This window comes from Halomonas sp. H33-56 (assembly GCF_040147035.1).
GTDB classification, from domain to species: Bacteria; Pseudomonadota; Gammaproteobacteria; order Pseudomonadales; family Halomonadaceae; genus Halomonas; species Halomonas litopenaei.
Genome location: NZ_JAMSHP010000001.1, coordinates 1,325,540 through 1,337,511 on the forward strand (window position 1 = coordinate 1,325,540; position 11,972 = coordinate 1,337,511).

Below are 11,972 nucleotides of genomic sequence, written 5' to 3' on the forward strand. Positions count from 1 at the left end.
CTCTCCTAGTCCATGATGGACGGTTGCAGGTTGAACGGCTCGCGGCGCCGGAAGCGCGCGATGTCGCTGGCCAGGTTCTGCAGTACCCGGAAGATGATCAGCGCCCAGGCCAGCGGCGTGGCCAGGTAGAACCACCACTGCATCACGTTGTCGGTGCCCGGCACGATGGCGAAGTTCATGTGCGCCAGTTCCACCTGGGCGATGGTGAAGTGGATGACCAGGGCGCCGAAGCCGATCCACAGCACGGCGTCGAGCACCTGGCAGGCGAACTGACCGGTGTAGGGCAGACGCATGCGAATCTCGTTGAGCGACAGGTGGGTACGCTGCTTGACGTTGAGCGAGGCGCCGAACCAGGTCAGCCACAGAAACAGCAGCACCGGAATGCTGGTGCTCCAGGGCGCCTGCAGGCTGAAGAAGAATCGGCGGATGACCTCGACGAAGATGATGCCCGCCATGCCGCTGTAGGAGAACAGGATGATCACCTTTTCCAGATTGGCGTCGAGCCACTTGAGTGGCGCCAGCCAGGCGGGGGTCGGCCGATCGGCGACGTCGTTCGACGTCGCCTGGGCCGCGGTGGCCTTGTGATCGGTCATTACGCCCTCCACCAGCGCTTCGGCGCCACGTTGACCGCCGCCATCTCACGCGGGATCTCCCGGGCGATGGTGTGGATTTCCTTGTAGATGTCGACGTCGCCGGCCCAGGCATTGAGCCGCTCGCGCCACTGCTCCCAGGGCTCTGGGTTGAACTCCGGGGCGCATAGCTGCTCGGCCTGGGCGCGGATCTCGTCGGACAGCGGGGCCACCCGCACGTTGTTCTCGGCGAACACGGTGCCGGCGGCGGGGTGTTCGGTGGCGCCGACGATCTGGTAGCGGCCGGCCTCGTTCATGCCCTGGGTAAAGATCTGGGCGGCGTAGGCCGACTCCATCACTTGATCCTGCAGCTCGGCGTCCAGCGCCTCGAATTTCGACAGGTTCATGGCGGTGTGCTCGGTACCGGCGAAGAAGCGCAGGTCGACCGCCTGGGACACCACCGGCGCCATGCCGGCGTAAGCCACCGCGCTCATCCAGGTCTCGGCGCCGTCCAGCAGGCCCTGACGCAGGCCGTCCAGGGTCTCTTCCCAGGCCACCGGGACCGGGTTGAGGCCAAGCTGTTCCATGGCGATGCGGCCAAGCTGGGTGCCGGTGACGCGGTTCTTGGTGCCCTGCAGCACCTCGAGGCTGTCCACTAGCGGCTTGTCGGCCCAGCTCTGGCCCATCATCAGCCCGCGCAGGTCGCAGTGGGTGAACAGGAACTGCAGGTTGTGGCGCTGGCGCATCGGCTCGCGCAGCAGGGCCTCGCTGCGAGGGTCGTAGAAGAAGTGAAACATCGAGGCGACGCTCGGGAACATGTAGGCGAAGTCCAGCACGTTCAGGTAGGGCGCGCCGCCGGCGGAATTCTGGGTCGAGGCCGAGAAGATGTCGACGATGCCCTGCTGGGCCTTGCTGACGCAATCGAGCTGGTTGCAGACCTCGTTGGAGCCCATGAACTCGACGCGGATGGCGCCGTTGGTGCGCTCCTCGACGTCACGGGCGAAGAACAGCTGCCCGGACTTCTGGATATCGAGATTGCGCTCGTTGAAGCCCGAGGCGCCAAAGCGCAGCTGGAACTTGGGTTCGGTCTGATAGCGGCGTTGCTGCTCGGCGTCGGCGGCTCGGGCCAGGCTCGAAGCGGTGAGGCCAGCGCCCAGACCACTGGCGGCCAGCAGCGTGGAGGTCATGCCGAAGCGACCCGAGATATTCAGGAAGTCGCGGCGCGACACGTCTGATGAGAAGAGGCGTGAACTCATGGAAGGCTCCCAGTCTTGTGTTTGGTGTAGGGATGCAGGGGAGTGCCGGGGCGTTCGCGCTTGGCGATCGTCGCCTGGCACCGGGCCCGATAAAGGGCCTTGACCACACCTTAGAAGTCTCTCGGGAATAGATCAATAAAAATGATTTTTTTTGTCTCAATATTGATCTTTTGAGAAAAATGTCTAGCATAAATTGAGATAAAACGTCTCGATTGAGTGAGCGACATGACAACCACAACACCACCGCCAGAGGCTTTCGACTACATCATCGTGGGGGCGGGCTCCGCCGGCTGCGTGCTGGCCAACCGCCTGAGCGAGGACCCCGAGGTGTCGGTACTGCTGCTCGAGGCCGGCGGGTCCGACTGGAATCCGTGGATCCACGTGCCCGTGGGCTACTTCAAGACCATGCACAATCCGGCCACCGACTGGTGCTACCTCACCGATCCCGACGAGGGCATCGACGGTCGCCGGCTGCAGTGGCCCAGAGGCAAGGTGCTGGGAGGGTCAAGCTCGCTCAATGGGCTTCTGTACATTCGCGGTCAGCGCGAGGACTACGACGATTGGGCGCAGCTGGGCAACGACGGCTGGGACTACGACTCGGTGCTGCCCTACTTCAAGAAGTCGGAGTGCCAGGAGCGGGGCGCCGATGACTACCACGGCGCCGACGGCCCCTTGAAGGTCTCGGACCTGCGTCTGCGCCGCGAGATCGCCGAACGCTTCATCGAGGCGGCCAAGGCCTCGGGGATTCCCGAGAATCGCGACGTCAACGGGGCCAGGCAAGAAGGCGTGGGCTACTTCCAGCAGACCTCCTACAAGGGCTTTCGCTGCTCGACCGCCAAGGCGTTTCTGCGCCCGGCGCTCAAGCGCCCCAATCTCACCCTGGTCAAGCGGGCCCACTGTCAGCGGCTGCTGCTGGAGGGCAAGCGCGTGGTCGGGGTCGAGTACCGCCAGGGGCAGGGGACCCATCGGGCGAGCGCCAGGCTCGAGGTGCTGCTGTCCAGCGGCGCCATTGGCTCGCCGCAGATCCTGCAGTGCTCCGGCATCGGGGATCCCGACCACCTGGCCGAGGTCGGCGTCGACTGCCGCCATGCCTTGCCAGGTGTCGGCGAGAACCTGCAGGACCATCTGCAGATCCGGCTGGTGTTCAAGACCTCCTGTCGCACCCTCAACGACGAGGTGCGTCATCCGCTGAGAAAGCTGGCGGTAGGCACCCAGTACGCCCTGACCCGCACCGGGCCGCTGACCCTGGCGGCCAGTCAGGTGTGCATCTTCACCCAGTCGCGGGAGGGCCTGGATCGCCCGGATATCCAGTTCCATATGCAGCCGCTGTCGGCGGACAAGCCGGCCGAAGGGGTGCATCCGTTCTCGGCCTTCACCTCCTCGGTGTGCCAGTTGCGTCCGACCAGCCGGGGGCGTATTCGCATCACCAGCGCCGACCCCGCCGTCTATCCCTCGATCCAGCCCAACTATCTGAGCACCGAAGAAGACTGTCGCGTGGCGGTGGACGCCATCAAGGTGGCGCGACGCATCGCCGAGCAGGCACCACTTGCCGAGGTGATCACCGATGAATACGTGCCGGGGCGGGAGTATCAGAGCGACGAGCAATTGCTCGAGGCCGCCCGGCGCTACAGTCAGACCATCTACCACCCGGCGGGCACCTGCAAGATGGGCCACGACGACCTGGCGGTGGTCGATGACCGACTGCGGGTGCACGGCCTCGAGGGACTGAGGGTGGTGGACGCTTCGATCATGCCGATCATCGTCTCGGGAAACACCAACGCCCCGACCATCATGATCGCCGAACGCGCGGCGGACATGATCAAGGCCGATCGCCGTGCCCAGGCGCGCGCCGCCTGACGTGCAGCGCTGGAACCTCGACGGCGGATCGATGCCATCGGGGCCTGGCCTTACTCGAGGCCACGCTCTGGCCCTAACGTCGCGACGGCAGGCTGGGCCAGGATCAAATCAATGGCGTGTCATCGCCTGACCCGCTGAGCGCGACCCCTGATACGCGAACAACGAATAAACGAGAGGACGCCCATGTCCCAGCCAACGACCCACGCCAAGCCCGAGACGCCCGTGACCGGATGGCGTCGCCATCTGGAGCCCGCCCGGGAGCGCATGCCGGGGGTACTGATCTGTATCACCATTGCCCTGGCCACCACCTTTATCGCCGATCACTACGGTGGCCCGACCCTGCTCTACGCACTGCTGTTCGGCATGACCCTGCACTTTCTCAGCGAGCAGGGCCCTTGCCTGGTGGGGGTGGAGTTTGCCGCCCGCACCATCCTCAGGCTGGGTGTTGCCCTGCTGGGGGTACGCATCACCCTGGAGCAGGTGGCGGAACTCGGGATCGGCCCGGTGGTGACGGTGGTCGCCGGGGTGGTGCTGACCATTCTGGCGGGAAGCGTGCTGGCACGACTGCTGGGGCTGAAAAATGACCTGGGGCTGCTGACCGGCGGGTCGGTGGCGATCTGCGGCGCCTCGGCGGCGCTGGCACTGTCTGCGGCGATGCCGCGCAACGAGATCGCCGAGCGCAATACCATCCTGACCGTGGTTGGCGTGACGACGCTGTCCACCGCCGCCATGGTGCTTTACCCGCTGCTGGTCGGTGCGCTGGAACTGACCGATACCCAGGCCGGCATCTTTCTTGGTGGCACCATCCATGACGTCGCCCAGGTGGTCGGTGCCGGCTACATGATCTCCGACGAGACCGGCGATATCTCGACCTTCGTCAAACTGTTGCGGGTCGCCATGCTGGTGCCGGCGGTAATGGTGTTCATGCTGCTGTTTCGCCGCGCCCGTGGCGGTGAAGGCGGCAAGGTGCCGATGTTCCCGAGCTTTCTGGTGGCCTTCGTGGTGCTGGTGCTGATCAATAGCATGGGCGTGATTCCCCAGGTGATGGTCGAGGGCATGACCGACCTGTCGCGCTGGTGCCTGGTCACCGCCATCGCCGCACTCGGTATCAAGACCTCCTTCCAGAAGCTCGCCGTGGTCGGCTGGAAGCCCGTCATCCTGATGGTCGCCGAGACCGTCTTCCTGCTTGGGCTGGTGCTGGTGTGCCTGTATACCGGCATCGCCGAGTGGTAGCGAGCGGTTTCGGGCTAAAGCCCATACAAATGCCGAGGCCCCGGTTCTCCCGGGGCCTCGGCGTTTCTGACGGTCTATGGCGCTTTTCTGGTCGTTACTGACCGGCCTGGATCGCGGTCAGCGCAATCGTATAGACGATATCCTCCACCAGGGCGCCCCGGGACAGGTCGTTGACCGGCTTGTTGAGGCCCTGAAGCATGGGGCCGATGCTGACCACCCGGGCGCTGCGCTGGACTGCCTTGTAGGTGGTGTTGCCGGTATTCAGGTCGGGGAACACGAATACCGTGGCGCGGCCGGCCACCGGTGACTCCGGCGCCTTCTGCCGGGCCACGCTGGCGATGGCCGCCGCGTCGTACTGCAGCGGGCCGTCGATGGCCAGGTGCGGCGCCCGTTGCCTGGCGATGCGGGTGGCCTCGCGGACCTTGTCGACGTCGGCGCCGCTGCCGGACTCGCCGGTGGAGTAGCTGATCATGGCGACCCGCGGCTCGATGCCGAAGGCCTCGGCGCTGGTGGCGCTCTGCAGGGCGATCTCGGCCAGCGCCTCGGCGTCGGGGTCGGGGTTGACCGCGCAGTCACCGTAGACCACCACCTGGTCGGGCAGCAGCATGAAGAACACCGACGACACCTGGCCGTAGCCGGGGGCGGTCTTGATCAGCTGAAAGGCCGGGCGCACGGTGTTGGCGGTGGTATGCACGGCGCCGGAGACCAGGCCATCGACCTCGCCTTCGGCGAGCATCATGGTACCCAGCACCACGCTGTCATGAAGCTGGGCCTCGGCGGTCAGCGGGGTCAGCTTGCCACGCCGGCGCTCGACCATGGGTGCGACAAAGCGACCACGCTCGGCGTCCGGGTCGAGGATCTGCAGGTCGTCGGGCAGTTCAAGGCCACGCGCCTTGGCCACCTCGAGGATGGCGCGACGCTTGCCCAGCAGCACGCAGTTGGCGATGCCACGACGCTGGCACAGGATGGCCGCTTCCAGGGTGCGTGGCTCGTCGCCTTCGGGCAGCACGATTCGCCGACGCTTGTGCTGGGCCATGCTGACCAGTTGATGGCGGAAGGCCGCCGGTGACAGGCGGCGCTGGGCGTCGTCGTGAATCAGCGCCAGTAGCCAGTCACGATCCAGGTGATCGGCGACGAAGGCGCAGATGGCCTCGGCGCGCTCGTGATCATCCACCGGGATGCCGCCGGACATCTCGGTGAGCCGGGCCACGGTGGCGTAGCTGTCGGTGTCCACCGAGAGGACCGGCAGCCCCGAGGCCAGCGCCGGGCGACAGACGTCGATCAGCTGCTGGCTGGGTGACTCGCCGTGGGTCAGCAGGAGGCCCGCCAGGGGCACGCCGTTCATGGTGGCCAGGGCCGCCGCCAGCAGGGTGTCGTCGCGGTCCCCGGGGGACACGATCAGCTCGCCGGGACGCAGGGCGTAGAGCAGGTGCTCGGCGCTGCGGGCCCCCAGCGTCGAGTGGGCGACGCGGCGGCGATCGGCCTCGCCGTGGTGCAGGATCCTGGCATCGAGGGCGCGGGCCACGTCGACCACTCGCGGTGCGGTCAGGGAGGCCCGGTAGGGCACCGCCGCGACCACCGGCAGGGTCAGATCGGCGCCGCTGGCGAGCTGCTGCTGCCAGTGCTGGCGATGGGCGCGGGCCTCGACCTCGCTGACCGAGGCCAGGGTCTGGTCGATGGCCGAGCCGTCGCCGTCCCCCGGCAGTCGCATCAGCATGGCGCCCAGGGTACGCACCGAACCCACCGCGTCGATGCTCTGGCGATGGAACTGCAACTGCTTGGCCAGTTCCTGGGGATCGGCGATCTGGCCATCGGCGACCAGTACCACCTGGGCGTCGAGGGCACTGGCCAGGCGCACGTTGAGGTCGAAGGCGTAGGCGTTTCGCGGCAGTGGGCGAACGCCCTCCACCACGATCAGCGCCGGCGCCTTGCCGGTGGCAGGGCGGGCGACGCGGGCGTGACGCTCCACGGCGAGTTCCAGCAGACCATCGCGATCGTCGCGGCCGAGATACTGCTCCAGTGTCTGGCGCGAGATCGGACGCGGCGAACCTATGCCCAGGGTGCTGGCCACCAGCGAGCGGGCGCGTTCGTCGTTGTCACTTGCCTGCTCGCCACCTTCGGACTGGCTGAAGGGCTGCAGAAAACCCGCGTCCAGCCCCAGCGTATCCAGCGCACGAAGCAGGCCGAGGCCGGCGGAGGTGAGGGCGACGCCGTCGTCGATGGGGATCAGCAGCAGCGTGCGGGACTGGGTGCTCACAGAACCTCCTCGAGCCTTGGCGTGGACGTCAGGCTCACGATCAATTCCCGGGTCTGGCTGGCGATATAGCCTTCTTCGTCGGTGGGGATGACGCGGATCTCCGGCGCCGAGCTGGCGCCTCGGTCGTGGATCTGGCCTTCCTCGCCACGCCCGAGGCTCTCGTTGGCGTCAGCGTCCAGGCGTACACCGAGGGCCTCCAGGTGGCCCAGGGTCCGGGCGCGCACCAGAGCAGAGTTTTCGCCGATGCCGCCGGTGAAGGCGATGCCGTCGATCCGGGGCAGGGCACAGGCCAGGCCCGCCAGGGACTTGGCCAGGCGGTAGCAGAACACCTCGATGGCCAGGCTCGCGCCGGCGTGACCTTCACTGGCGGCCTGTTCGAGCTCACGCATGTCGTTGGTCAGCTCGGACAGCCCCAGCAGTCCGCTCTTCTGGTTGAGCAACTGATCGACGCCCTCCAGCGACATGCCCAGCTGGCGCGCCAGGTGCAGGTGCAGGCCGGGGTCGACGTCACCGCTGCGGGTGCCCATCACCAGGCCTTCCAGCGGGGTCATGCCCATGCTGGTGTCCAGGCTTCTGCCGGCCCATACCGCGGTGGCGGAGCAGCCATTGCCCAGGTGGGCGATCAGCCAGCCGCCTTCACCACGGGCGCTGACTTCTGTCAGGCGTCCGGTCACGTAGGCATGGCTCGAGCCGTGGAAGCCGTAGCGACGGATGCCGTGTCGGCTGTAGAGCTCTTCGGGGATGGCGTAGCGGTAGGCGTGGGGCGGCAGGGTCTGGTGGAAGGCGGTATCGAACACCGCCACCTGAGGCAGATCCTCGAACAGCCGGCGCGTGGCGACGATACCGTCGAGGTTGGCCGGATTGTGCAAGGGGGCCAGGCTGATGGTCTGGCGAATGGTGCGCACCACGGCGTCGTCGAGCAGGGTGGCGGCGGTGAAGCGCTCGCCGCCGTGTACCACCCGGTGACCGATACCGATGGGCCGGTGGACGTCAAGGTGCTCGAGGATGGTCTTGAGCGCCAGGGCGTGGGTCGCACGGGGAAGCGAGACCTCGCGGGTGCTGCCGTGTTCGTCTACAAGCTTGAGGCGAGCCTCGTGGCTACCCAGGCGCTCGGCGATACCGGACAGTCGGGGAGCGTCGGGGGCCTGATCGATCAGCGCGAACTTGATCGAGGAGGAGCCGCAGTTGATCACCAGAATCGGGGCTTTCATGCCATCTCCAGAAAAGACGCCTTGGTGAGGCGAGAATGCGTGGGATGGCGGCGAATCTAGCACCGCCCCGGGGCGCGAATAACTGGCCTGGGGAGGTAGTCGAACGGCTTTGCTGGTGGATCCGACGAAGCCGTGATGAGCGTCAAGTGCATGAATCTTTGGATTAGACTTTTGTCTAACTTTGTGCGGAAGAGCTGGGACCGGGCGTACAAGACATGCATCCCCGGGCAGTCGAACGCTGCCCGGGGATGCGCCGGGGAATGGCTTGTCTCAGACCTCCTTGTTCAAACCTCCTTGTACAGCTCAGCGCCTTGTTCACGGAAGACCCGGGCGCGCTCCTCCATGCCGGCCATGACGGCGTCGCCGTCACCCTCCAGGCCGTTGTCGCGGGCGTAGTCGCGGACCTCCTGGCTGATCTTCATGGAACAGAACTTGGGGCCGCACATGGAGCAGAAGTGGGCCACCTTGGCGGAGTCCTTGGGCAGCGTCTCGTCGTGATAGGCGCGGGCGGTGTCAGGGTCGAGGCCCAGGTTGAACTGGTCCTCCCAGCGGAACTCGAAACGCGCCTTGGACAGGGCGTTGTCGCGGCGCTGGGCGCCGGGATGCCCCTTGGCCAGGTCGGCGGCGTGGGCGGCAATCTTGTAGGTGATGATGCCGGTCTTGACGTCGTCCTTGTCGGGCAGGCCCAGGTGTTCCTTGGGGGTGACGTAGCACAGCATGGCGCAGCCGTACCAGCCGATCATCGCCGCTCCGATGCCCGAGGTGATGTGGTCGTAGCCCGGGGCGATATCGGTCACCAGTGGCCCAAGGGTATAGAAGGGCGCCTCGTCGCAGTACTCGAGCTGCTTGTCCATGTTCTCCTTGACCAGGTGCATGGGCACGTGGCCGGGGCCTTCGATCATCACCTGGACGTCGTGCTTCCAGGCGATATGGGTCAACTCGCCCAGGGTCTTGAGCTCCGCCATCTGGGCCTCGTCGTTGGCGTCGGCCACCGAGCCCGGACGCAGGCCATCGCCCAGCGAGAAGGCCACGTCGTACTGCTTGCAGATCTCGCAGATTTCCTCGAAGTGGGTGTAGAGGAAGCTTTCCTGGTGATGGTAAAGGCACCACTTGGCCATGATCGAGCCACCGCGGGAGACGATGCCGGTGACCCGGTTGGCGGTCAGCGGCACGTAGCGCAGCAGCACGCCTGCGTGGATGGTGAAGTAGTCCACGCCCTGTTCGGCCTGCTCGATCAGGGTGTCGCGGAACACCTCCCAGGTGAGGTCCTCGGCCACGCCCTTGACCTTCTCCAGCGCCTGATAGAGCGGCACCGTGCCGATCGGTACCGGCGAGTTGCGGATGATCCACTCGCGGGTTTCGTGGATGTTCTGGCCAGTGGACAGATCCATGATGGTATCGGCGCCCCAGCGGATGCCCCAGGTCATCTTCTCGACCTCTTGCTCGATGGAGGAGGTCACCGCCGAGTTGCCCAGATTGCCATTGATCTTCACCAGGAAGTTGCGCCCGATGATCATCGGCTCGGCTTCCGGGTGGTTGATGTTGGCGGGGATGATGGCGCGCCCGGCGGCGACTTCCTGGCGCACGAACTCGGGGGTGATCTCCTCTGGCAGACGGGCGCCGAAGCCCTGCCCGTGATGCTGGTGGCCGAGGATGCGCTCGACCTCGTCGCTGCCTCGATAGTCATCGGCCAGGGCCTGTCGACGCTGGTTCTCGCGGATGGCGATGAACTCCATCTCCGGGGTGATGATGCCGCGGCGGGCGTAGTGCAGCTGGGTGACATTGCCGGCGCTGCCGTCGGCGCCACGACGTGCGCGGCGCGGCGTGCGGGTCAGTTCGAAACGCAGCGGGGCGAGTGTCGGGTCGTTGGCACGCCGGCGACCGTAGTCCGAGGTCGGTCCATCGAGCCATTCGGTGTCGTCGCGCTCCTCGATCCAGGGCCGGCGCAATTCGGCAAGCCCGTGACGCAGGTCGACCTCGACCTGGGGATCGGTGTAGGGGCCGGAGGTGTCGTAGACCAGCAGCGGCGGATTGGCCTCGTCGGCCCCGGAGGTGCGGGTCGCTGACAGCGAAATCTCGCGAAACGGCACCCGCAGGTCGTCGCGGGAGCCCTTTACATAGACCTTGCGCGAACCCGGCAGGGGCGTAACTGCGGCCTGGTCGACCTGGGCGGTCTCGGCCAGGAAGTGCGCGCTATGGCGGGGTTTGTTTGCGGAAACGGGGTGATCGAGCGGCATTGGCTTGTCCTTCTCACGGCACTGGGTGCTGTCGTTGTTGTGTGCATCGCGTGAGGAAGGAGGGGGCGTCGTGGCCTGGGCCGTGAGCGCTTGATCCCTACGCTGGTCCTCACCGCGATGCCATGGCATCGGGGTTACCCCCAGATCAGGTTCAACGGGTCCCATGCGCTGCATGATCTCAGCCGCCTCTGGCGGCCCCCCGTCAAGCGTGGTGCTGATTGTGTTAGTCGCTTAGATCGAGTCCCATCTGCCAGAAGTCGATCTCGAGTCGTGTTGCGTCGGCGAAGATCCGTGACAGTCGCGCAAAGCGCTCGCCGGATACCTGGGCCAGCTGATCGTCGAGCCAGGCCTGCTCCTGGCGTGCGGCGGCCTGGAAGTCGTCGCTTTCGTACATGGCGATCCAGGCGTCGAAGGGATTGTCGGCACCGCGCAGGGTGTCCGAACGGGCGTTGAGGTTTCGTGCGATATCGGCGTAGCCGACCATGCAGGGGGCCAGCGCCACGTGCAGGTCCAGGAGGTCGCCGCGGCTGCCGGCGTCCAGCACGTAGCGGGTATAGGCCAGGGTAGCGCGAGCTTCGGGCAGCTCATTGAGTTCGGCCTCGCCGATGCCCCAGTCGCGGCAGAAGGCGAGATGCAGGCCGAGTTCCACGTCGAGGATGGTCTTCATGCCGTCGAAGGCGCCGCGCAGCTCGTCGAGGCTGTGGCTCTTGTAGGCCGCCAGGGCGTAGGCCCGGGAGAACTGCAGCAGAAACAGATAGTCCTGCTTCAGATAGTGACGGAAGCTGGCGTCAGCCAGTTCACCACGGCCAAGGGCGAGCACGAAGTCGTGTTCGATGTAGGCGTGCCAGTCATCGCGGCAGGCGTCGACAAGATCGGTAAAGCGGTAGCCCATGTTGCCTCCGGTTGGTGCGGATCCGGAGTGCGGCGGCTGAGGACACGGCGACGAGAAAGGAGGGAGGTGCGCGCGCAGGGGCTGTCACCACCGCCTGATTCCCTACGCCGGTTCAAGGTGTGAAGCCACACCGCACCCGGATCAGGTTCCACGGGATCGGCGCTGGCGGCCGGTGATTCGTCACCCTGGCCCTGCGCCATCTCAGCCGGATTCACCGGCACCCCGTCAAGCGAGTCTGGATCGAGTCTAGCATGACCTCGAAGGGAGTCCACCTCGGCTTGGCAAGAACCGATCCCGATCAGTAGATACGCCGCTGGGGGGAGGAGGTTTCCACGATATCGCGAGAGTGCAACTGCCCAGATATCTGGAGAAGTTTCCGCATGGTTGAGAATGCATTTTATCCGATTGAGGAAAAGTGGCGAAGTAGAGTCCTGATTGATCAATTCGACAAAGTTTCGAC

The 11,972-nt window shown here is 65.9% G+C and carries 8 protein-coding genes and 2 riboswitches; of the genes, 2 read left to right on the forward strand and 6 right to left on the reverse strand.

Features of this window, described 5'->3' with window-relative positions; translation table 11 throughout:
• Positions 1-5 precede the first annotated feature (5 nt).
• Positions 6-593, reverse strand: a complete 588-nt coding sequence (locus tag NFH98_RS05910) for a TRAP transporter small permease (RefSeq protein WP_349622330.1) — start codon at positions 591-593, stop codon at positions 6-8.
• A complete protein-coding gene (locus NFH98_RS05915) occupies positions 593-1,825 on the reverse strand; it encodes a TRAP transporter substrate-binding protein (protein WP_197037057.1) in 1,233 nt (410 codons plus the stop codon). The genes NFH98_RS05910 and NFH98_RS05915 overlap by 1 nt, the downstream gene beginning before the upstream one ends.
• 225 nt (positions 1,826-2,050) lie before the next feature.
• Here NFH98_RS05915 and NFH98_RS05920 point away from each other — a divergent pair, with 225 nt between their 5' ends.
• Both NFH98_RS05920 and NFH98_RS05925 read left to right on the forward strand, forming a co-directional pair.
• Complete coding sequence (locus NFH98_RS05920) at positions 2,051-3,682, forward strand: GMC family oxidoreductase (protein WP_349622331.1); 1,632 nt, start codon at positions 2,051-2,053, stop codon at positions 3,680-3,682.
• Between the two features lie 183 nt (positions 3,683-3,865).
• Positions 3,866-4,915, forward strand: a complete 1,050-nt coding sequence (locus NFH98_RS05925; RefSeq protein ID WP_349622332.1) for a YeiH family protein — start codon at positions 3,866-3,868, stop codon at positions 4,913-4,915.
• A gap of 94 nt (positions 4,916-5,009) precedes the next feature.
• Here NFH98_RS05925 and pta read toward each other — a convergent pair whose 3' ends face one another.
• The 4 genes from pta to tenA all read right to left on the reverse strand — a co-directional run bounded on the left by pta (position 5,010) and on the right by tenA (position 11,512).
• Entirely contained in the window at positions 5,010-7,172 is a 2,163-nt protein-coding gene (gene pta / locus NFH98_RS05930; RefSeq protein ID WP_222515401.1) for a phosphate acetyltransferase, read from the reverse strand.
• The gene (locus tag NFH98_RS05935) at positions 7,169-8,383 is read right to left on the reverse strand and encodes an acetate/propionate family kinase (RefSeq protein WP_349622333.1); all 1,215 of its coding nucleotides are present in this window, start codon (positions 8,381-8,383) and stop codon (positions 7,169-7,171) included. The genes pta and NFH98_RS05935 overlap by 4 nt, the downstream gene beginning before the upstream one ends.
• A gap of 284 nt (positions 8,384-8,667) precedes the next feature.
• Positions 8,668-10,620: a phosphomethylpyrimidine synthase ThiC gene (thiC, locus tag NFH98_RS05940; protein WP_349622334.1), complete on the reverse strand. Its 1,953-nt coding sequence runs from the start codon at positions 10,618-10,620 to the stop codon at positions 8,668-8,670.
• A 77-nt stretch (positions 10,621-10,697) separates the two neighbouring features.
• A riboswitch (TPP riboswitch) is annotated at positions 10,698-10,832 on the reverse strand.
• Positions 10,833-10,843: 11 nt separating this feature from the next.
• Entirely contained in the window at positions 10,844-11,512 is a 669-nt protein-coding gene (gene tenA / locus NFH98_RS05945; protein WP_349622335.1) for a thiaminase II, read from the reverse strand.
• 81 nt (positions 11,513-11,593) lie between these two features.
• Positions 11,594-11,747, reverse strand: a riboswitch (TPP riboswitch).
• Positions 11,748-11,972 lie beyond the last annotated feature (225 nt).

What these genes read in the sequence shown, in the direction of transcription:
- NFH98_RS05915 (WP_197037057.1), bottom strand. Translation starts at nt 1,825, where the DNA reads ATGAGTTCACGCCTCTTCTCATCAGACGTGTCGCGCCGCGACTTCCTG.
- thiC (WP_349622334.1), bottom strand. Translation starts at nt 10,620, where the DNA reads ATGCCGCTCGATCACCCCGTTTCCGCAAACAAACCCCGCCATAGCGCG.
- NFH98_RS05910 (WP_349622330.1), bottom strand. Translation starts at nt 593, where the DNA reads ATGACCGATCACAAGGCCACCGCGGCCCAGGCGACGTCGAACGACGTC.
- NFH98_RS05925 (WP_349622332.1), top strand. Translation starts at nt 3,866, where the DNA reads ATGTCCCAGCCAACGACCCACGCCAAGCCCGAGACGCCCGTGACCGGA.
- tenA (WP_349622335.1), bottom strand. Translation starts at nt 11,512, where the DNA reads ATGGGCTACCGCTTTACCGATCTTGTCGACGCCTGCCGCGATGACTGG.
- NFH98_RS05920 (WP_349622331.1), top strand. Translation starts at nt 2,051, where the DNA reads ATGACAACCACAACACCACCGCCAGAGGCTTTCGACTACATCATCGTG.
- NFH98_RS05935 (WP_349622333.1), bottom strand. Translation starts at nt 8,383, where the DNA reads ATGAAAGCCCCGATTCTGGTGATCAACTGCGGCTCCTCCTCGATCAAG.